The organism is Achromobacter sp. 1012554356, assembly GCF_059760815.1.
The window spans coordinates 1-20,381 of record NZ_JCBANC010000031.1; the positions used below are offsets into that span (position 1 = coordinate 1).

Sequence of the window (20,381 nt, forward strand, 5' to 3'; positions counted from 1 at the left end):
ACCCACCCCAGGCCCACGACGCGCCGGGCGTCTCAAGAATTCAACTCGCCGCAATACCGCCACACCGGGCGCCTCAAGAACTCACTCTCGAGCAAAAACGCGGCACTGGTCGCCTCAAGAACTCACTCTCGAGCAATAACGCGGCACTGGTCGTCTCAAGAACTCACCCTGCGGCAATACCCATAAAGCATCATCAAGCCGCCCGAACCCCAATCGCCACCACCCTCGCAGTAAACCCCTTCAACAACTCCTCCCGCATCGCCTCAGCCCGCACCATCGACGCCTCCTTCACGTGCCCATACCCGCGAATCTCCTCGGGTACGCTAGCCAACGCCACCGCCTTATCCAGATTCCCGCGATTCAACTTCCCCAGAATCGCCGTCATCGTCTCCCGATACTCCCGGATCAACTCCCGCTCCGCCCGCCGCTCCTTCGTATACCCGAACGGATCAAACCGAGACCCCCGCAAGAACCGCATCCTTGCCAGCACCCGAAACACCTTCAGCATCCCCGGCCCATAAGACCGCTTCACCAGATGCCCATCCTTATCCCGCCGCGCCAACACCGGCGGCGCCAGATGAAAGCGCAGCTTCCAGTCCCCCTCGAACTGCTCACCCACCCGCTTTAAAAACTCCCCATCCGAATACAACCGAGCCACCTCGTACTCGTCCTTGTAAGCCATCAGCTTGAAGTAATACCGCGCCACCGCCACCGTCAGCCGGTTCGTGCCCGTAGCCTCCCGCTCCGCGTGCGTCACCTTGTCCACCAGATCCGTGTACTGCTTGGCATAGTCAGCGTTCTGATACTGCGTCAGGAACGCCTTGCGCACCGCCACCATCTGCGCCAATTCACCCGCCGGCTTCTTTAGATCCACCACTGGACTCGCCACCCGCGGCCGCGTGATTTCGATGATGTCTTCCGGCTGCGCGGCCGGCACCCCGCCATTGGCCATCAAGCGCGCCACCGCCGCCGGCTCGTGCGCCGCGCGCCGTCCCCACGCAAAGGCCGCAAGATTGTTCGGCACCTGCTGGCCGTTCAGCTCGATCGCCCGCAACAGCGCCGCGCGCGACAGCGGTATCCAGCCCTTTTGAAACGCGTAGCCCATCATCAGCGGATTCGAATAGATCGCATCGCCCAGCAGCACCACCGCCATCGCCGCCGCATCCACCGCGTCCAGGTTGTCCTTGCCGCACGCGCTCTGCAGATCCGCCGTCAGGTTGGCGCCCGGCAATGTCCAGCCCGGGTTCGACACGAACGCCGCGGTCGGCGCCGTGTCGCTGTTCAGCAGCACGTGCGTGCGCCCCGGACTCACGCGAGCCATCGCCTCCGCGCTCGTCGCCACCACCAAGTCGCCCGCCAGCAGCAGATCTGCCTCGCCCATCGCCACCCGCGTGTTCAGCAGATGATCCGGCGTGCCCGCCAGCACCACGTGCGAAAACACCGCGCCGCCCTTTTGCGCCAGGCCCGCCATGTCCAGCACCGAACAGCCCTTGCCCTCCAGATGCGCCGCCATGCCCAGCAACTGCCCGATCGTCACTACGCCCGTGCCGCCCACCCCCGCGATGAAGACACCATAAGGCACATCCAGACTACGCACACGGGGCGCCGGCACATCCTCGTCCGGCGCGCCGCCCGATTGCGCCAGCGCAGGCGGCTTCTTCAGCTTGCCGCCCTCTACCGTCACCAGACTCGGGCAAAAGCCCTTCAGACAGGAGAAGTCCTTGTTGCAGCTCGACTGGTTGATCTTGCGCTTGCGCCCGAACTCCGTTTCCAGCGGTTCGACCGACAGACAGTTCGACTTCGACGAGCAATCGCCGCAGCCCTCGCACACGCGTTCATTGATGACCACGCGACGCGCCGGGTCCGGATAGGCGTTGCGTTTGCGGCGGCGGCGCTTCTCGGTCGCGCAGGTCTGGTCGTAGATCAGCACCGACACGCCGGGATGCTCGCGCAGCTCGCGCATCACGGCGTCCAGCTCGTCGCGATGCCGAACCGGCACGCCCGGCGCCAGGTCGGACACGTCCACGTACTTGCCGGGATCGTCCGTCACCACCACGATCTTCTCGATGCCCTCGGCCGCCACCTGGCGAGTGATCATCGGCACGCTGATGGGGCCGTCCACCGGCTGCCCGCCCGTCATCGCCACCGCGTCGTTGAACAGGATCTTGTACGTGATGGGCGCCTTGGCGGCCACGGCCGCGCGGATCGCCAGCAGCCCCGAATGAAAGTAGGTCCCGTCGCCCAGGTTCGCGAAGACGTGTTTTTCCTCGGTGAACGGCGCCTGCCCCAGCCACGGCACGCCCTCGCCGCCCATCTGCGTGAAGACGTCGGTGCTGCGGTCCATCCAGCGCACCATGTAATGGCAGCCGATGCCCGCCATGCCGCGCGAACCTTCCGGCAGGCGTGTCGACGTATTGTGCGGACAGCCCGAACAGAACCAGGGCTTGCGTTCTTCGATGACGCGCGGGCGCGCCAGCGCCGCTTCGCGCGCGCGGATGAACTCCACCCGCGCCTCGATGCCGGCGCGCACGTCGTCCGGCAACGCGAAACGCAACAGGCGCGCCGCGATGGCCTTGGCGACCATCGCGGGCGAGAACTCGTAGTGCGCCGGCAGCAGCCAGTTGCCTTGCGGCACGGACCACTCGCCGCCGTCCTTGTCGTCGAACTTGCCCACCACGCGCGGAATCTTCTTGCCGCTGCCGATCCAGCTGAACAGCTCCTCCTTCAGCTGATACTCCAGCACCTGGCGCTTTTCCTCCACGACCAGGATCTCGTCCAGCCCTTCGGCGAACCGCTGCGTCCCGGCGGACTCCAGCGGCCACACCAGGCCCACCTTGAATAGGCGCAGGCCGATACGCCGGCACACGTCTTCGGACAGGCCCAGGTCCGACAACGCCTGGCGTGTGTCCAGATACGCCTTGCCGGACGTCATGATGCCGAAGCGCGCATCGCGCTGCGGCACCTCCCAGAGCTCGCGGTTCAGCCCGTTGGCGCGCGCATAGGCCAGCGCGGCGTACAGCTTGTAGTCCAGCAGCCGCGCCTCCTGCTGCAACGGCGTGTCGGGCAGCCGGATGTTCAGGCCGTCCGGCGGCAGTTGGAAATCCTCGGGCAGCACGATGCGCACGCGATGGGGGTCCACGTCGACCGACGCCGACACCTCCACGATGTCGGTGATGCACTTCATGCCCACCCACACGCCCGCGTAGCGGCTCATCGCCCAGCCATGCAGGCCGTAATCCAGCACTTCCTGCACGCTGGCGGGAAACAGCGCCGGAATCATGCAGGCCTTCAGGATGTGATCGCTCTGGTGCGGCAGGGTCGAGGACTTGGCGGGGTGGTCGTCGCCCGCCACCACCAGCACGCCGCCGTGGCGCGCGGTTCCGGCCGCGTTGGCATGCTTGAAGACGTCCCCGCAGCGGTCCACGCCCGGTCCCTTGCCGTACCACATGCCGAACACGCCGTCGTACTTCGCGCCCGGAAAGAGGTTCACCTGCTGCGAGCCCCACACCGCCGTGGCGGCCAGGTCTTCGTTGATGCCGGGTTGGAATTCGACGTGATGCGCCTTCAGATGGGCGACGGCCTTCCACATGTTCTGGTCGACGCCGCCCAGCGGCGAGCCCCGATACCCCGACACGAATCCCGCCGTGTTCAGCCCCGCCTGCGCATCGCGCACGCGCTGCATCACGGGCAGCCTCACCAGCGCATGGATGCCGCTCATCCACGCGCGGCCGGATTGCAGGGTGTATTTGTCGTCGAGCTGGACGGACTCAAGCGCCGCGCGGACGGCGGGCGTAAGGGGGGCATTCATGTCTACTCCAACATCGGATGCCCCCACCAGCTTCGCGCGCCTCTAGCCAGAACGCACGCGGGCCAACAAGGGCCGTGAAAGTGAAGTCCTGATGCGTTCGCGCCTCTGCGGGCGGAATCGCGCTTGCCGCGCCCGCCGCCCGAAAAAACGGGGCCGGCTGGCGTTAGTCCTTTCGGTTGTAACTCCTGGCTCCCAGGCGGGCAATAGGGCGATGCGATAATTGCCGGCATGGACTTCGCCCCTCGCATCGTCGCCTGGCAGCGCCAGCATGGCCGCCACGATCTCCCCTGGCAGAACACCCGGGATCCCTACCGGATCTGGCTTTCTGAAATCATGCTGCAGCAGACGCAGGTGGCGACCGTCATCCCCTATTACGAGCGTTTCCTGCAACGCTTTCCGGACGTCGCGGCACTGGCCGCCGCCTCGCAGGAAGACGTGATGCCGTTCTGGGCCGGCCTGGGCTACTACGCCCGCGCCCGCAACCTGCACCGCTGCGCACAGGAAATCGTGCGCGACTGGGACGGCCGCTTTCCGCCCACCGCCGAGGCCATCGCCACGCTGCCGGGTATCGGCCGGTCGACCGCCGCGGCCATTGCCGCGTTCTCGAACGGCGAGCGCTCGCCGATTCTGGACGGCAACGTCAAGCGCGTATTCACACGCCACTTCGGCATTGCGGGCGACCCCGCCAAGCGTGAAGTCGAGCAGCGTCTCTGGGCGCTGGCGCATGCGCAGGTGGATGCCGCGCCCGGACTGGACATGGCGGCCTACACGCAGGGGTTGATGGACCTGGGCGCCACGCTTTGCACGCGCGGCAAGCCCGCCTGCGACAGATGCCCGGTGGCAGAGACCTGCGTCGCCCGCCGCGAGGGGCGTCAGGCAGAGCTGCCCACGCCCAAGGTGCGCAAGGCGATTCCCGAGCGCGAGACCTGTATGTTGGTGCTACGGCACAAGGGCGCTTTCCTGCTGCAGCAGCGTCCCGAACCGGGCATCTGGGGCGGGCTGTGGAGCCTGCCGGAGTTCGACGTGGCAGGCGACCCCGACAGCGCATCACGCGCTTTGGGGCTGGAGCCGGAGCAGCGCTTCGAACTGGCTGCCTTCGCCCACACATTCACGCATTACCGCCTGCACATCCGCCCGTGGCTGGTGCCGGTACGCGCGGTCGCCCTGCGCGAACCGGCACTCCCGGAGCGCTGGGTGCCGGCGGACAAGCTGGGGACGATGGCGCTGCCTGCGCCGGTCAAGAAGCTGCTGCAAGGGCTGGTGGATGCCGGGATGCAGGACAGCCTGTTCGGCGAGGAAAACGCGGCGTAGCGTTTGGGGCAGGTCTGACCGGTGTCAGACACCCGCCCCGCTCAGCAGCATCACCAGTTTCAGATCCGGGTGCGTCGCCAGGCGGAACGTGATCTGCTGGTACGCCAGCTTGCCGCGTTGCGGGTGCTGGAATTCGCGCAGGCCGCCTTCGCGTTCGACCACCGCGTGCCGCGTCCACCAGTGCGAGAAGACCACGCTTTGCCGGCTAAGGCTGTCGAGCAGTGCCAGCACCGCGGGTTCGTCCAGGTGCGCGCCGGCGTCGGCGCGGAATTCGGCCACCACGCGGCGGGCGCGTTGGTCCCAGTCGACCACCAGCTCGCGCGCGGCGGGGTCCAGGAAGATGTAGCGCAGAAGGTTGGGCTCGGGGTCGCGTTCGGGCCAGTGGTCGAACAGGTCGACAAGCGGCGCGTTACAGGCCAGCACGTTCCAGGCGCGGTCCAGCACATAGGCCGGCGCATTGATCGCGTTCACGCATTCCTGCAGTGGGCCCGGCGTGCCGCCGGCGTCGTCGCGGGCGTGCTGCGGGTCGGCGCAATCGGCAAGGTCGAAGAGGTATGCGCGTTCCGCCCGCGCCAGTTGCAGCACGCCCGCGATGCGCGACCACACCGATGGCGACACCGAGACCTCGCGCCCCTGCTCGATCCACGTGTACCAGGTGACGCTGATGCCGCAAAGCTGCGCCACCTCTTCACGCCGCAGGCCGGGCGTGCGGCGGCGCGATCCCTCGGGCAGGCCAGCCATCTGCGGCGTGATGCGCGACCGCGCGCTGCGCACGAATTCGCCCAACGCGTGGCGGCGTAGATGAGAGCCTTCGTGGCCGGAGGTGACTGGCTGGGGGGAAGTGGTCATACCAGGATGAGTAATGGGCTTGTACGTGTATACGGGCCCGCCTATCTTAGCGCCTGCATCCTTTCGCAATCCCGAAAGGATGCCCGGCAACAAACCCCGCAGCAATTCCGGCCGCATCCAACAGCCTTCCCGACACAAGGACCCCTCATGACCGCCAGCTCTCACGACGCCGCCGTCGACCGCCAATTCAGCCCCCGCGCCGCCGCCTACCTGACCAGCGCCGTCCACGCCCAGGGCGAAGACCTGCTGCAGATGGCCGCCATCGCCAGCCAGCATTCGGACGCGCGCGTGCTGGACCTGGGCTGTGGCGGCGGGCACGTGAGCTTTCACGTGGCGCCGAAGGCCGCGCATGTGACCGCTTACGACCTGTCGCAGCAGATGCTGGACGTGGTCGCCGCCGAAGCCGCCAAGCGCGGGCTCGCCAATCTGGTCACCTGTCAGGGCAAGGCTGAATACCTGCCGTTCGGCGACGGCGAATTCGACCTGGTGATGTCGCGCTATTCCACGCACCACTGGCAAGACGCCGGACGCGGCCTGCGCGAAGCCTTCCGCGTGCTCAAGCCGGGCGGCATCGCCGTGTTCGCCGACGTGGTGTCGCCGGGTGAACCGCTGCTCGACACCTGGTTGCAGACCATCGAAGTGCTCCGCGACACCTCGCACGTGCGCGATTACTCGGTGGCCGAATGGACCCGCATGCTGACCGAGGCCGGCTTCACGCTGCAGGAACTGGCCCCGCGCCGCCTGCCGCTGGAATTCCAGTCGTGGGTCACGCGGATGCGCACGCCCGACACGCTGGTCGCGGCGCTGCGCCATATGTTCGGTATCGCGCCGGACGTCGTGCGCGCGCATTTCGAGGTGCGCGAGGATGCCTCCTTCACGAGCGACACAGCGACGATCGTGGTGAAAAAGCCGGGCTGAATCAGCCCGCCGACGCCCGATACATCGCGGACAAGGCGCCCGCCACACCCAGGCTGCGCAACAGCTGCGCAGCCACGCCCACCACCCGCACGAACCGCGGCTCCTGACCCAGGTCACCGAACACCGGCTCAAACCCCGTCATGACGCCTGCCCACGCCAGCATCGCGGCGGGTCCCTCGCCCGCCTGCCGCGCCGCCTGTTCGGCCTGTTCATACCGATGCGCCAGCGCGTCGGCCATCGGATCCTGAATCTCGTAGACGCGCCCGGCCTCATCCTGACCACGCAGGAAAAGAAGCCACCCAGCCACCGCCAACGCAAGACCTGGGATCGGCGCACCCGCCGCCAGCCGGTCGCGCACGGTGTCCAGCAGCCGCTGCGGCAGCTTCTGCGAGCCATCCATCGCGATCTGCCGCGTCTGGTGCCTGAGCGCCGGATTGGCGAATCGCAGCAATAGCCCCTGCCGGTACTTCTCAACATCCAGGCCCGGCAGCGGCGGCAGCGTCGGTTCGATCTCCTGACGCATCAGCTCGCCCAGGAACCGCCGCATGCCGGACTGCGCCATCGCCTCGTCGACGGTGGACCACCCCGCCAACACCGACAGATACGCCAGCGCGGAATGCGCGCCGTTGACCATGCGCAGCTTCAGCGTCTCGAACGGCGCGGCGTCCGCCACGAAGCGCGCGCCGCCCGCCGTCCAGTCCGGCCGGCCCGCCGCGAACCGGTCATCGACGACCCATTCCAGATAGGGCTCGGCCACCACCGGCCAGGCATCCCGCACGCCCAGCGCCGCAGCGATCTCCTGCCGATCGGCGTCCGTCGTGCGGGGCACGATGCGATCGACCATCGAGCAGGGAAACGTGCACGCCGACGCGATCCAGTCCGCCAGCGCGGGATCGACGCGCGCCGCGAACGTAAGCACCAGCGCCCGCAGCAGGCGGCCATTGGCCGGCAGGTTATCCAGCGACATGACGGTGACTGCCGGCAGGCCCGCCGCGCGGCGGCGCTGCAACCCGTGCACCACGAACCCGATGACGCCGCGCGGCGCCGCCGGGTTTGCAAGGTCATGCACGATATCGGGATGATCCAGATTCAGCCTGCCGCTGGCGGGATCGTGGCAATAGCCCTTCTCGGTGACCGTGATGCTGACGATACGAGTGCCGGGCGTGGCGATACGCGCCAGCACGGCTTGCGGATCCTCGGGCGCTACCCGCGTTTCAAGCAGGCTGCCGATGACCCGCAAGCGTTGCCGCGACGCCCCGCTGCCATCGGCATCGCGCAGGGCCAACGCATACAGGCCGTCCTGCGGCGCCAACGCATCGCGCGTGTCGGCATGGCGCAGCGAGACGCCGCAAATGCCCCAGTCCGGCCCGGCCCCGGCGCGCAACGCCGCGTCGTTCACCGCCGCCAGATGCGCGCGCACGAAGGCGCCCAGGCCCAGATGCACGATGCCGATGCCGAGCGCGTCCCGGTCATAACCCGGACGCGCCACCTGCGCGGGCAGGCCGTCCAGCGAGGCCGCGTTCAGCCGGCCGCCATCGGCTACCAGTTCCATAGCGTGCCGTCGTGCTGCAGCCGGTTCACGGGCAGATAGGCGCGCTGATACGGATATCGCGCCGCCAGTTTCTCGTCGATGTCGACGCCGTGGCCCGGCGCTTCGCCCGGATACAGCATGCCCTGCTCGAACGTATAGGCGTGCGGGAAGACGGCGTCGGTTTCATCGGTGTGCCGCATGTATTCCTGGATGCCGAAATTCGGCACCCATAGGTCAAAGTGCAGCGCAGCGCCCATGCAGACCGGCGACAGGTCCGTGGCGCCATGGCAGCCGGTGCGCACCTGATAGAGCGACGCCATGTCGGCAATGCGCCGCAGGTGCGTGATGCCGCCCGCGTGAACAACCGTGGTGCGGATGTAGTCGATGAGCTGGTTCTGCACCAGGTCTTTGCAGTCCCAGATGGTGTTGAAGACTTCGCCCACCGCCAGCGGCGTGGTGGTGTGCTGGCGGATCAGCCGAAAGGCCTCCTGGTTCTCGGCGGGCGTGGCGTCTTCCATCCAGAAGAGGCTGTAGGGCTCCAGCGACTTGCCCAGCCGCGCGGCCTCGATGGGCGTCAGCCGGTGGTGCACGTCGTGCAGCAGATGGTGTTCGAAGCCCAGCTTGTCGCGGATGCGGTCGAACAATTGCGGCGCGTGGCGCAGGTATTTTTCGGTGGACCAGTCGTGCTCGCTGGGCAGGTCCGCGTCGGCGGGCTCGTAGAACAACGTGCCGCGCCCCACGCCGTACACCTTTTCCAATCCCGGCACGCCGCTTTGCGCGCGGATGGCGCGATAGCCCATGTCGGCGTAGCGCAGCACCTCGTCCACGGTCTGCTCGATGTCCGAGCCGTTGGCGTGGCCGTAGACCATCACGCCGCTGCGGCTCTTGCCGCCAAGCAGCTGGTATAGAGGCAGGCCGGCGGCCTTGGCCTTCAGGTCCCACAGCGCGGTGTCCACGCCGGCGATGGCGGTCATCGTGACCGGCCCGCGCCGCCAGTAAGCGCCCTTGTACAGGTACTGCCAGATATCCTCGATCTGATGCGCATCGCGCCCGATCAGGCAGGGGATGACGTGCTCGGTCAGATAGGCGGCCACCGCCAGCTCGCGCCCGTTCAGCGTCGCATCGCCAATGCCGGTCAGGCCCTGGTCGGTTTCGATCTTCAGGGTCACGAAGTTGCGGCCCGGAGAACAGACAATCACGCGTGCATTCGTAATCTTCATCTTGGACTTCCGGCTACAGGAAAGGGACGGCCGCACGAGGCGGCCGCAGGATCAGAACATCACCATCACTTTCATCGCCTGGTTGCGATCACCCGCCAGCGCAAAGGCGTCGTGCACACGCGCGACGGGCACCGCGGCCGTCAGCAGCGGCGACACGTCCACCAGGCCGCGGGCCAGGCAATCGACGGCCATCGCGTATTCGTCCACGAAGCGGAAGCTGCCGATGCACGACAGGCTCTTGACCATGATCTGGTTGAAGGGGCAGTCCGCGCTGCTGCCGGACAGCGTTCCCACCGTCACGACGACGCCCCGCGGACGCGCCGCGCGCAGGCAGCTCGCCAGTCCCGTATAACTGCCCGACGCCTCGAAGCACACGTCCACCGTGCCCTTGCCCGCGGCCAGCGCGTCCAGCGCGGCCGGATCTGCGGCCGCATTGATGGTTTGCGACGCGCCCACCCGCGCGCACGCCGCCAGCGTCTGGTCCACGATGTCCACCACGATGACCCGGCTGGCGCCCGCCAGGCGCGCCGCCATCAGAATCAGCGCGCCGATGGGGCCCGCCCCCACCACCATGGCCGTCTTGCCCAGCAGCGACCCCGCGCTGCGCACGGCATGCAGGGCGACCGCCAGTGGCTCGCCAAAGGCCGCCAGCTCAAACGACAGCGAATCCGGCACCGGCACGCATTGCCGCTCGTCCACCACCACCTCTTCACGCATCGCGCCCTGCATGTGCGGAAAGCGGCTGGCGCTACCGAAGAAATGCACCGACTCGCAATGATTGGAATCGCCCTGCCGGCAATAGCGGCACACGCCGCAGGTGCGCGCCGGATCCAGCGCGACTCGGTCGCCAGGCTTGACCGCCGTCACGTCCGCGCCCACCTCCAGCACCTGCCCGGACGCCTCGTGGCCCGGCGTCAGCGGTTCACGGATGACAAAATCGCCCACCCGGCCGTGCCGGTAGTAATGCAGGTCCGATCCGCAGATGCCGACAGCCTTGACGCCGACGCGCACCTGCGACGGTCCGAGCGGCTGCGGCGCCGAAGAGTCCAGGCGCAGGTCCTGCGCCCCGTGGATCATGCAGTTCAGCATCAGCGCCACCCCTGTGCAAATTCACCGATCACCCGTTCCAGGTGCTCGCGCATCGCCTGCCGCGCTTCCTGCGTGTCGCGGGCCACCAGCGCGCCGAAGATGCGCTGATGATCGGCCTGCGACGCCAGGCGCAAGGCCTGCGTATGGAAATGCTGCTCCATTTTTTCCCAGATCGGACCCCGGGCCTGATCCCACATCGACGTCACCGTCGCCAGCAGCACGCTGTTGCCGGTGGATTGGGCAATGCACAGGTGAAAGCGGCGGTCGGCCTCGGCGTTGGCGTCCTTGTCCGTCATCCGGTCGCGCATGGCCGTCAGCGCCTCGAAGATGCGGTCCAGGTCTGCGTCGGTGCGGGTGGTGGCCGCCAGCGCGGCGATCTCGGATTCGATCAGGCAGCGCGCGCGCAGCAGCTCAAAGGGGCCGGCGCCCGCCTCCGGCATCGCGGACGGACGGTTCGCGTCCGGTTCGCAGACATAGATGCCCGATCCGCCGCGCACTTCCACCACGCCCTGCAATTCCAGCGCAATGATGGCCTCGCGCACGGACGTGCGGCTGACGTCGAAGCGCTCGGCCAGCGCGCGCTCGGCGGGCAGGCGCTGGCCCGCGGCGAATTCGCCCTGCGCCACCAGCGCGTGGATCTGCGCGGCCAGCCGCAGATAGCCGCGGTCTGGCGCGATGCGGCCGGCGGAGACTTCGGGCTTGGAAAGCGATTGCAACGTCATGGCGCCTCAAATTGGTCTGACCAAATCGTATTTGGTCCACCAATTTGCGCCATCGTGGTTTTCCACTACTCGCGGCGGAACAGGCCCCTCGACAGCCCCCGCACCGCCCCTGTATAGATACGGATCGACCGACAGCCAAGGAAAAGCGACATGCCCAGCACGACCGACCAGCCCTTGCCCGCCGACCTGGCGGACCTGACCGTCACCGAGGCGGCGGCACGCATCCGCGAGGGCCGCCTCACCAGCGTTGCGCTGACCCAGGCCTGCCTGGACCGCATCAGCGCCCGCCAGGACCTGAATGCGTTCATCACCGTCGACCGCGACGGCGCGCTGGCGCAGGCGCGCGCCTACGATGCGGCGCCCGGCCACGGCCCGCTGGGCGGCGTGCCCATCGCAATCAAGGACAACATCCACGTCGCGGGGCTGCCGAACACGGCCGGGACGCCGGCGCTAAAAGACTTCCGCCCCGCCGAAGATGCACCCGTCGTGCAGCGGCTGCGCGAAGCCGGCGCCGTCATCCTGGGCAAGACCAACATGCATGAACTGGCGTTCGGCGTGTCCGGCTTCAACACCGCCTTCCCCGGCCCGGATGGCGATGGCACGCGCAACGCCTACGACGCGCGCCTGATCGCCGGCGGCTCGTCGTCGGGCAGCGGCGCGGCGGTGGGCGCGCGGCTGGCGCCGGCCGCGCTGGGCACCGATACCGGCGCGTCGGTGCGCCTGCCCGCCTCGGTGAACGGATCGGCAGGCTTTCGTCCCACCGTGGGCCGGTACGACGGCGCGGGCATCACCCCCATTTCTCACACGCGCGACACACCAGGCCCCATCGCCAACGGCATGGCCGACATCGTGCTGCTGGATGGGATCCTCACGGGCCAGACCGAGCCGCTGGCGCCCCTGTCGCCGGCCAGCATCCGCCTGGGCGTGGCCACCTATTTCTGGGCCGATCTCGATCACGAGGTGCAGGCGGTTTCCGAAGCCGCCTTGAACAAGCTGCGCACGGCCGGTGTAACGCTGGTGGACCTGGACATGCCCGACCTCCCCGACGCCAACGCGGCAGTCGGCATGCCCCTATGCCTGTTTGAGCAGAAGCCCGACCTGACGGCCTATCTGGCGCGCTATCACGTGGGCGTCAGCTTTGACGAGGTGGTCGCTCAGATCTCCAGCCCCGACGTGAAAGGCATCTTCGACAACCTGATCGTGCCGGGCGTGCTGCCCACGCCGGACGGCCAGATCCTGCCGTTGCAGCCGCTGTACGAACACGCCATCGCAAGCGGCCGGCGCGAACTCATCGAGGTCTATCGCCGCGCCTTCAAGGAACACGCGCTGGACGGCCTGCTATTTCCCACCGTGCCGGTCCCGCCGCCCGCCGCCACGCCCGAGGCCAGCAGTTTCGAGACCTTTGCGCGTCTGGCGCGCAACGTGGATCCCGGCAGCAACGCGGGCCTGCCCGGCCTGAGCGTGCCGGCCGGGCTGTCGAATCAAGGTCTGCCAGTGGGATTGGAGATCGACGGCCTGCCGGGCGAGGACCGCAAGGTGCTCGCGATCGGCGTGGCCATCGAGAAGATACTGGGGCGCATCGCCGCGCCCCAGCGCTAGGCGCGTCAGCCCAGGTTGGGCGCCAGCGTGCGCTTCAGGTCTTCGATGCTGCGGCCGCTGCGGCGGGCGTAGTCCTCAAGCTGGTCCTGGCCGATGACGCCCACGTTGAAGTATTGCGACTGCGGGTGGCTGAAGTAAAAGCCCGACACGCTGGACGCCGGGTACATGGCATAGCTGTCCGTCAGCATCATGCCGATGTCCTCGCCGTCCAGCACGCGGAACATGTCGGTCTTCACGACGTGTTCCGGGCAGGCAGGGTAGCCAGGCGCCGGGCGGATACCCACGTATTTCTCGGCAATCATGTCCTCGTTGGACAGGGCCTCGTCGGGCGCGTAGCCCCACAGGTCCTGGCGCACGCGCGCGTGCAGGCATTCGGCAAAGGCTTCGGCCAGGCGGTCCGCCAGCGACTTGAGCATGATGCTGGAGTAGTCGTCCAGCGCCTTCTCGAATTCCGCTTCCTTCTTCTCGATGCCCAGACCGGCCGTGACGGCGAACATACCGATGTAGTCGAGCTTGCCGCTGGACTTGGGCGCAATGAAGTCGGACAGCGACTTGTTGCTGACGCCTTCGCGCTTGGCGCCCTGCTGGCGCAGGTTGCGGTACGTGAACAGCACCTCGCTGCGCGTCTCGTCCTTGTAGACCTCGATATCTTCATCGTTGACGCTGTTGGCCGGATAGAAGCCCACGACGCCGTTGGCGGTCAGCCAGCGGCCTTCGACGATGCGCTTCATCATGGCCTGGCCGTCGGCAAAGACCTTGCGCGCCTGCTCGCCCACCACCTTGTCCTGCAGGATGGCGGGGTACGGGCCGAACAGGCTCCACGTCTGGAAGAACGGGCCCCAGTCCACGTACTTCGCGATCTCGACCAGGTCGTAGCTCTTGAAGGTGCGCCGGCCGATGAACTTGGGACGCGGCGGCGTGTAGTTGTCCCAGTCGATGGCCGGACGCGAGGCGCGCGCCTCGGCCAGCGGCAGGATCGGCGTCGCCTTGCGGTTGGCGTGGCGGCGGCGCACGTCTTCGTATTCCTCGGCCAACTCCGTCAGATAGGCTTCCGACTGGTCCGACATCAGGTTGGTGGCCACACCCACCGACCGGCTGGCGTCCGGCACATAGATGACCGGGCCTTCGTAGTTCGGGGCGATCTTGACGGCGGTGTGCACGCGGCTGGTGGTGGCGCCGCCGATCATCAGCGGCACCTTGCGGCTGCGGAAATACTCGTCGCGCTGCATCTCGGACGCCACGTACGCCATCTCTTCCAGGCTGGGCGTGATCAGGCCGGACAGCCCGACGATGTCGGCGTTCTCTTCCTTGGCCTTCTCCAGGATCTGCGCGCAGGGCACCATCACGCCCATGTTCACGACTTCAAAGTTGTTGCACTGCAGGACCACCGACACGATGTTCTTGCCGATGTCGTGCACGTCGCCCTTCACGGTGGCGATGACGATCTTGCCCTTGGCGCGCACGTCGCCGCCCGCAGCCGCGATCTGGCGCTTTTCTTCCTCGATGAAGGGAATCAGGTGCGCCACGGCCTGCTTCATGACGCGGGCGGATTTCACCACCTGCGGCAGGAACATCTTGCCTTCGCCGAACAGGTCGCCGACGACGTTCATGCCGTCCATCAGCGGGCCTTCGATCACTTCAATGGGACGGCCGCCGCGCGCTTCGATCTTCTGGCGCACCTCTTCGGTGTCTTCCACGATGAAGGCCGTGATGCCGTGGACGAGCGCGTGCGACAGGCGCTGCTCGACTTCGGCCTGGCGCCAGGCCAGGTCTTCTTCCTTCTTGGCGCCGCTGCCCTTCACGGTGTCGGCAAACTGCACCAGGCGTTCGGTGGGCGTGCGCTCGTCGGCGGGATCCGTCTTGCCGACGGGCTCGGGGCGGTCCAGCACCACGTCTTCCACCAGGTCGCGCAGCGTGGCATCCAGATCGGCATACACGCCCAGCTGGCCGGCGTTGACGATGCCCATCGTCATGCCTTCCTTGACCGCGTAATACAGGAACACGGTGTGGATGGCCTCGCGCATCGGCTCGTTGCCGCGGAACGAGAAGCTGACGTTGGACACGCCGCCGGAGATGCGCGCATGCGGCAGGTTCTCGCGGATCCAGCGCGTGCCTTCGATGAAGTCCACGGCGTAGTGATTGTGCTCGTCGATGCCGGTGGCGACCGCGAAGACGTTCGGGTCGAAGATGATGTCTTCCGGCGGAAAGCCCTCTTCCTCGACCAGGATCTTGTAGGCGCGGCCGCAGATTTCCTTGCGGCGCTCCAGGGTGTCGGCCTGACCCAGTTCGTCGAACGCCATCACCACGACCGCGGCGCCGTAGCGGCGGCACAGACGCGCATGATGGCGGAAAGGCTCGAGCCCTTCCTTCATGGAGATCGAGTTCACGACCGCCTTGCCCTGCACGCACTTCAGGCCGGTCTCGATGACTTCCCACTTCGAGCTGTCGATCATGACCGGCACGCGGGCGATGTCGGGCTCGGACGCGATCAGGTTCAGGAAGCGGTGCATGCAGGCCACCGAATCCAGCATGGCCTCGTCCATGTTGATGTCGATGATCTGCGCGCCGTTTTCGACCTGCTGGCGGGCCACGGCCAGCGCCTCGTCGTATTTCTCTTCGCGGATCAGGCGGGCGAACATCTTGCTGCCCGTCACGTTGGTGCGTTCGCCCACGTTGACGAACAGCGTGTCTTCGTCAATGTTCAGCGGCTCCAGGCCCGACAGGCGGGTCTTGACGGCGATCTCGGGCACGACGCGCGGCGTCAGCACCGTCACTTTCTCGGCGATCGCGCGGATGTGGTCCGGCGTAGTGCCGCAGCAGCCGCCCGACATGTTCACCAGCCCCGCGCGCGCGAATTCCTCGAGCAGGGCCGAGGTGTCGGCCGGCGTCTCGTCAAAGCCGGTTTCGGCCATGGGATTGGGCAGGCCGGCGTTGGGATACACGCAGACGTAGGTGTCGCAGATCTTGGACAGTTCGGCCACGTAGGGGCGCATCAGCGCGGCGCCCAGCGCGCAGTTCAGGCCGACAGTGACGGGACGCGCGTGGCGCACCGAGTTCCAGAAGGCCTCGACCGTCTGGCCCGACAGGATGCGGCCGGACGCGTCGGTCACCGTGCCGGAGATCATCACCGGCAGGCGGATGCCGCGTTCCTCGAACACTTCCTCGGTGGCGAAGATGGCGGCCTTCGCGTTCAGCGTGTCGAAGATGGTTTCGATCAGGACGATGTCGATGCCACCGTCCAAGAGGCCGTTGAGCTGCTCGATGTAAGCGACGCGCAGCTCGTCGAACGTGACGTTGCGGGCGCCCGGGTCGTTCACGTCCGGCGAAATGGAAGCCGTCTTGGGCTGCGGGCCCAGCGCGCCGGCCACGAAGCGCGGCTTGTCGGGCGTGCTGTAGGCGTCACAGGCCTCGCGCGCCAGTTGCGCCGACACCAGGTTCAGCTCGTAGGCCAGTTCGGGCAGGTCGTAGTCGCCCTGCGCAATCGTGGTGGCGCCAAAGGTGTTGGTCTCGATGACGTCGGCGCCCGCGTCCAGATACTGGCGGTGGATCTCCGAGATGACGTCGGGCCGCACCAGCGACAGCAGTTCGTTGTTGCCCTTCACGTCCTTGCCGTGATCGGCAAAGCGCTCGCCGCGGAAGTCCGCTTCGCCCAGCTTGTAGCGCTGGATCATGGTGCCCATGGCGCCGTCCAGGATCAGGATGCGCTTGCCCAGCAGGCGGGCAAAGTCGCCGCCGCGGGTATAGGCTTCGGGAGGGTACGGCAGGCGGGGATACGACACGATCAGGTCCGGATTAGGTTGGCCACGGCAGCGCGGATGTGGCTAAAACGCGAAAAACGCCGAAAAAACAAGCCCTGATCGTAACAAAATGGGCCTTCGCGCGCCTCACGGTGATACAGTTTCGGCCCCGAACCGGTGCTTTCGGCGCATCAGGTTGGGCAAGGACGCAACACTTGCCCGCCGCGAGCGAAAGATAAACGGGAAACAGGAAGACGCCCCACGCGGCGCCGCGCCGCCCAAAAGGCCGCCGCGGCTGCCTGCCAGTCCAGCCTGTGCTGCCCCCGCAACGGTCCCCATGCGCGCTTGGCGCCCATGGCAGCCCGATACCGGCCTGTTCGCTCGTCAGGATGCCTGTTTCCCGCCGCCCGGCCTTTCGGCCCGCCCGGCGCGCCGGCATCCTTCCCATCGTGAATGGCCTGCGGGGTCGCGGGCCGCACCGAGGTCATGTAGATGAAAGCCCGCTCCATCCGGCGCTACGCCGGCGCCCTGCTCTGTTCCGCTCCGGCCATCGCCGCCGCCCAGCAAACCGCTCCAGCCACGTCCGAACTCGACAGCATCACCGTCACCGCCCAGCGTGTGCCCACCGACGGCCGCACGCTGCCGGTGTCGATCTCGGTGATCACCGCCCAGGACATCGCGGCCAGCAGCGCCCGCACCATGCAGGACCTGCTGTCCACGCAGGCCGGCATCAACCTGATCAACACCAGCAGCTCCAGCGACAACGCCATCGTCGACCTGCGCGGCTTCGGCATCACGGGCGCCAGCAACACGCTCATCCTGATCGACGGCGTCAAGCAGAACACCAACGACCTGTCGGCGCCCAGCCTGGGCGTGGTGCCGCTGGACCAGGTCGAACGCATTGAAATCGTGCGCGGCAGCGGCTCCGTGCAATACGGCGGCGGCACCACCGGCGGCGTGATCAACATCATCACCCGCTCCGACTTCACGAAGGAACCCGTGGCCGCCCGCGCCACCGCCACCTTCGGCAGCTACGGCCTGCGCCAGTACGACGCCGCCGTCTCGATGAACAACGAGAAGGTGGGCGTGGACGCCTACATGCAGTCGCTGCACAGCAACGGCTACCGCGACAACAGCGGCGAACGCCGCGAAGGCGGCGGCGGCGGCATCACGTTCCGCCACGACGACGGTTCGATCCGCCTGTACGGCCGCACGACCACGCAGAAGCTGGAACTGCCCGGCCCGCGCACGATCAACCCGTTCACGGGCGTGAACGAATTCCAGGACGACCCGCGCGGCTCGAAGAACGACGTCGACTACGTCAAGACCACGACCACCACGTTCGGCCTGCAGCTCGAGCAAGCCATCGGCGCCGGCGTGCTGTATTCGGACCTGTCGACCCGCGAAAAGAAGCTCAGCGGCCTGACCTATGACGGGTTCGGCGACACGTTGCGCGACCAGAAGCTGGAAGAGAACATCGCCAGCGTGCGCTACCGCCTGCCGATCAACGGCGGCCACAGCGTCGTGTTTGGCGCCGATGCGCAGGAAGCCAAGACCACCGCCGACCAGAACGCCTACTACGACTTCGAACCGTCGAAGTGGCAGTCGCGCCAGCACCAGTACGGCCTGTTCGCCGAAGGCCAGATCCGCGCCACCGACAGCACTTACGTGACGATGGGCGTGCGCCGCCAATACGCGTCCGACGACCTGGAAGTGATTTCGGGCTCCGGCACGCCGTCCGACCGCAGCCACCACCTGACCGCGTGGCAGTTGGGCGTGCGCCAGGACCTGTCCGGCGGCTTCGGCCTGTACGGCAAGGTCGGCCGCAGCTTCCGTCTGCCCAATGCCGACGAACTGCTGTCCGTCCAGTCGCCGCTGGCCCCGCAGACCTCCACCGACAAGGAAATCGGCGTCACGTGGCAGTCGGCCAGCAGCAGCGCGCGCCTGTCGTACTTCCACTATGACCTGACCAACGAGATCCAGTACAACCCGCTGGCCGACGGCCTGTGGGGCCCGGGCACGGGCGCCAACACCAACCTGGATCCGACCCGCCGCCAGGGCATCGAGCTTGAAGGCCACACCGCGCTGTCCAGCAGCGTCAGCGTGGACGCCAACCTGACCTGGATGGAAGCGCAGTTCCGCTCCGGCACCTACGCCGGCGTCGACCTGGCCGGCAAGACCGTGCCACTGGCGCCCAAGTGGCTGGCCAACGCCGGTGTGACCTGGCGCCCCACCGATGCGTTCCTGTGGAACGTGTCGGCGCAATACGTGGGCAAGTCGCGCATGGACAACGACCAGGCCAACCAGTTCGACAAGGAACTGGACGCGTACGTGCTGTTCAACACCAAGGTCGCGTACAAGTTCACCCGCAACATCGAAGGCGCGGTGGGCGTGAACAACATCTTCGATCGCCAGTACGCCACGTACGGCATCCGCGGCGGCAACGCCTCGTTCGAAATGCTGGGTCCCGTCGCGAACTACAGCCTGTACCCCGCCCCCGGCCGCAACTTCTACGCGTCGCTCACGCTACGCTACTGATTGCCGCCTGGCGGACAGGGCCTGCCGGTCTGCGCCTTTGTTGAGGCTCAGGGTCCGCGCAGGCCCTGTTCTACATTTGTGCCTACCCGACGGAGCCGCCGCATGACCTTTGAACGCGTCCTGACGACTGCCGGCGTTGCGCTGACGCTGGCGCTATCTCCGCTGCTGACCCACGGCGCACCCGTCATCCAGGTCCAGGACGACCGCGGCCGCACCGTCACGCTGGACGCCCCCGCCCGGCGCGCCGTCACGCTGGCGCCCCATGCCACCGAACTCATCTACGCCGCCGGCGCCGGCGGCCACATAGTCGGCACCGTGCTCGGCAGCGACTACCCGGCCGCGGCGCGCGCGCTGCCCGTCATCGGCGACGGCACGCAGCCGGACGCCGAGCGCGTGGCTGCCGCCCGTCCCGACCTGCTGATCGCCTGGCAGCCGTCCGCCGCCGAACCCCTGGCGCGCGTGATGGACAAGCTGGGCGTTCCCGTCTTCTACAGCGATCCGCTGACGCTCGCCGCCATCCCCGGCGCGGTCGAACGCATGGGCCAGCTGTTCGACACCGAGCCCGTGGCGCAGGCCGCCGCGCAGGACATGCGCGCCCGGCTGGATGCCCTGAAGGCGCGCTATGCCGGCCGGCGCCCGGTGCGCGTCTTCGTGCAGGCAGGCCTGGACCCCATCTACACCCTGAACGACACCAGCATCGTCAGCGATGCACTGCGGCTGTGCGGCGGCATCAACGTCTTCGGCCAGGCGCCCATCGTGGCCCCGCAGGTCACGCTGGAAGGCGTGCTGGCGGCCCGGCCCGAGGCCGTGCTGGCCGGCGTCTCGCGCCCGGAGGACACGGCCAGGAACCTGGCTGCCTGGCAGGCGATGGGCCTGCCGGCGGCGCGCCAGGGCCACGTCTACGGCGTCGACGCCGACGCGCTCTACCGGCCCGGCCCCCGGCTGATCGACGCGGCCGAGACCCTCTGCGCCGACCTGGACCGGGTGCGCTGACGCGCGCGATCCGCAAATAGTGGAACGCGCCGGACCGGTGCCCGGCCCTGCCGTCCTGCGGACTGC

Annotated in this window: 12 protein-coding genes; 5 read left to right on the forward strand and 7 right to left on the reverse strand. The window is 67.6% G+C overall.

All coding sequences use genetic code 11. The annotated features are described in order from the left end of the window. Positions 1-193: 193 nt before the first annotated feature. The gene (locus tag AC6LJW_RS16835) at positions 194-3,808 is read right to left on the reverse strand and encodes an indolepyruvate ferredoxin oxidoreductase family protein (protein ID WP_498087813.1); all 3,615 of its coding nucleotides are present in this window, start codon (positions 3,806-3,808) and stop codon (positions 194-196) included. 228 nt (positions 3,809-4,036) lie between these two features. Between AC6LJW_RS16835 and mutY the strand changes: the two genes are divergently transcribed. After that, a complete protein-coding gene (mutY, locus tag AC6LJW_RS16840) occupies positions 4,037-5,119 on the forward strand; it encodes an A/G-specific adenine glycosylase (RefSeq protein WP_498087814.1) in 1,083 nt (360 codons plus the stop codon). A 24-nt stretch (positions 5,120-5,143) separates the two neighbouring features. Here the strand turns inward: mutY and AC6LJW_RS16845 are convergent, their stop codons facing one another. Next, a complete protein-coding gene (locus tag AC6LJW_RS16845; RefSeq protein WP_498087815.1) occupies positions 5,144-5,968 on the reverse strand; it encodes a helix-turn-helix transcriptional regulator in 825 nt (274 codons plus the stop codon). Between the two features lie 147 nt (positions 5,969-6,115). Between AC6LJW_RS16845 and AC6LJW_RS16850 the strand changes: the two genes are divergently transcribed. Next, positions 6,116-6,886, forward strand: a complete 771-nt coding sequence (locus AC6LJW_RS16850; RefSeq protein ID WP_498087816.1) for a class I SAM-dependent methyltransferase — start codon at positions 6,116-6,118, stop codon at positions 6,884-6,886. Between the two features lies 1 nt (position 6,887). Here the strand turns inward: AC6LJW_RS16850 and AC6LJW_RS16855 are convergent, their stop codons facing one another. Genes AC6LJW_RS16855 through AC6LJW_RS16870 form a run of 4 tightly spaced genes read right to left on the reverse strand, consistent with a single transcriptional unit; the run spans position 6,888 to position 11,448 of the window. After that, positions 6,888-8,438, reverse strand: a complete 1,551-nt coding sequence (locus AC6LJW_RS16855) for a mannitol dehydrogenase family protein (protein WP_498087817.1) — start codon at positions 8,436-8,438, stop codon at positions 6,888-6,890. Beyond that, complete coding sequence (gene manD, locus AC6LJW_RS16860) at positions 8,426-9,637, reverse strand: D-mannonate dehydratase ManD (RefSeq protein ID WP_498087818.1); 1,212 nt, start codon at positions 9,635-9,637, stop codon at positions 8,426-8,428. Before manD ends, AC6LJW_RS16855 begins: the two co-directional genes overlap by 13 nt. Positions 9,638-9,688: 51 nt before the next feature. Then, complete coding sequence (locus AC6LJW_RS16865) at positions 9,689-10,726, reverse strand: L-idonate 5-dehydrogenase (RefSeq protein ID WP_056566891.1); 1,038 nt, start codon at positions 10,724-10,726, stop codon at positions 9,689-9,691. After that, positions 10,726-11,448 carry a FadR/GntR family transcriptional regulator gene (locus tag AC6LJW_RS16870; protein ID WP_056564688.1) on the reverse strand — a complete coding sequence of 241 codons (723 nt, stop codon included), beginning with the start codon at positions 11,446-11,448 and terminating at the stop codon, positions 10,726-10,728. Before AC6LJW_RS16870 ends, AC6LJW_RS16865 begins: the two co-directional genes overlap by 1 nt. A 150-nt stretch (positions 11,449-11,598) precedes the next feature. On the opposite strand from AC6LJW_RS16870, the gene iaaH reads away from it, so the two are divergent. Further along, positions 11,599-13,047, forward strand: a complete 1,449-nt coding sequence (iaaH, locus tag AC6LJW_RS16875) for an indoleacetamide hydrolase (RefSeq protein WP_498087819.1) — start codon at positions 11,599-11,601, stop codon at positions 13,045-13,047. Positions 13,048-13,052: 5 nt separating this feature from the next. Here the strand turns inward: iaaH and metH are convergent, their stop codons facing one another. Next, positions 13,053-16,826 carry a methionine synthase gene (gene metH, locus AC6LJW_RS16880; RefSeq protein ID WP_498087820.1) on the reverse strand — a complete coding sequence of 1,258 codons (3,774 nt, stop codon included), beginning with the start codon at positions 16,824-16,826 and terminating at the stop codon, positions 13,053-13,055. 450 nt (positions 16,827-17,276) lie between these two features. Between metH and AC6LJW_RS16885 the strand changes: the two genes are divergently transcribed. Both AC6LJW_RS16885 and AC6LJW_RS16890 read left to right on the forward strand, forming a co-directional pair. Continuing rightward, on the forward strand, positions 17,277-19,322 hold the full coding sequence (locus AC6LJW_RS16885; RefSeq protein WP_056564697.1) for a TonB-dependent receptor: 2,046 nt from the start codon (positions 17,277-17,279) through the stop codon (positions 19,320-19,322). Positions 19,323-19,424: 102 nt separating this feature from the next. Continuing rightward, entirely contained in the window at positions 19,425-20,315 is an 891-nt protein-coding gene (locus AC6LJW_RS16890) for a cobalamin-binding protein (protein WP_498087821.1), read from the forward strand. Positions 20,316-20,381 lie beyond the last annotated feature (66 nt).

What these genes read in the sequence shown, in the direction of transcription:
- AC6LJW_RS16835 (WP_498087813.1), bottom strand. Translation starts at nt 3,808, where the DNA reads ATGAATGCCCCCCTTACGCCCGCCGTCCGCGCGGCGCTTGAGTCCGTC.
- mutY (WP_498087814.1), top strand. Translation starts at nt 4,037, where the DNA reads ATGGACTTCGCCCCTCGCATCGTCGCCTGGCAGCGCCAGCATGGCCGC.
- AC6LJW_RS16845 (WP_498087815.1), bottom strand. Translation starts at nt 5,968, where the DNA reads ATGACCACTTCCCCCCAGCCAGTCACCTCCGGCCACGAAGGCTCTCAT.
- AC6LJW_RS16850 (WP_498087816.1), top strand. Translation starts at nt 6,116, where the DNA reads ATGACCGCCAGCTCTCACGACGCCGCCGTCGACCGCCAATTCAGCCCC.
- AC6LJW_RS16855 (WP_498087817.1), bottom strand. Translation starts at nt 8,438, where the DNA reads ATGGAACTGGTAGCCGATGGCGGCCGGCTGAACGCGGCCTCGCTGGAC.
- manD (WP_498087818.1), bottom strand. Translation starts at nt 9,637, where the DNA reads ATGAAGATTACGAATGCACGCGTGATTGTCTGTTCTCCGGGCCGCAAC.
- AC6LJW_RS16865 (WP_056566891.1), bottom strand. Translation starts at nt 10,726, where the DNA reads ATGCTGAACTGCATGATCCACGGGGCGCAGGACCTGCGCCTGGACTCT.
- AC6LJW_RS16870 (WP_056564688.1), bottom strand. Translation starts at nt 11,448, where the DNA reads ATGACGTTGCAATCGCTTTCCAAGCCCGAAGTCTCCGCCGGCCGCATC.
- iaaH (WP_498087819.1), top strand. Translation starts at nt 11,599, where the DNA reads ATGCCCAGCACGACCGACCAGCCCTTGCCCGCCGACCTGGCGGACCTG.
- AC6LJW_RS16885 (WP_056564697.1), top strand. Translation starts at nt 17,277, where the DNA reads ATGAAAGCCCGCTCCATCCGGCGCTACGCCGGCGCCCTGCTCTGTTCC.
- AC6LJW_RS16890 (WP_498087821.1), top strand. Translation starts at nt 19,425, where the DNA reads ATGACCTTTGAACGCGTCCTGACGACTGCCGGCGTTGCGCTGACGCTG.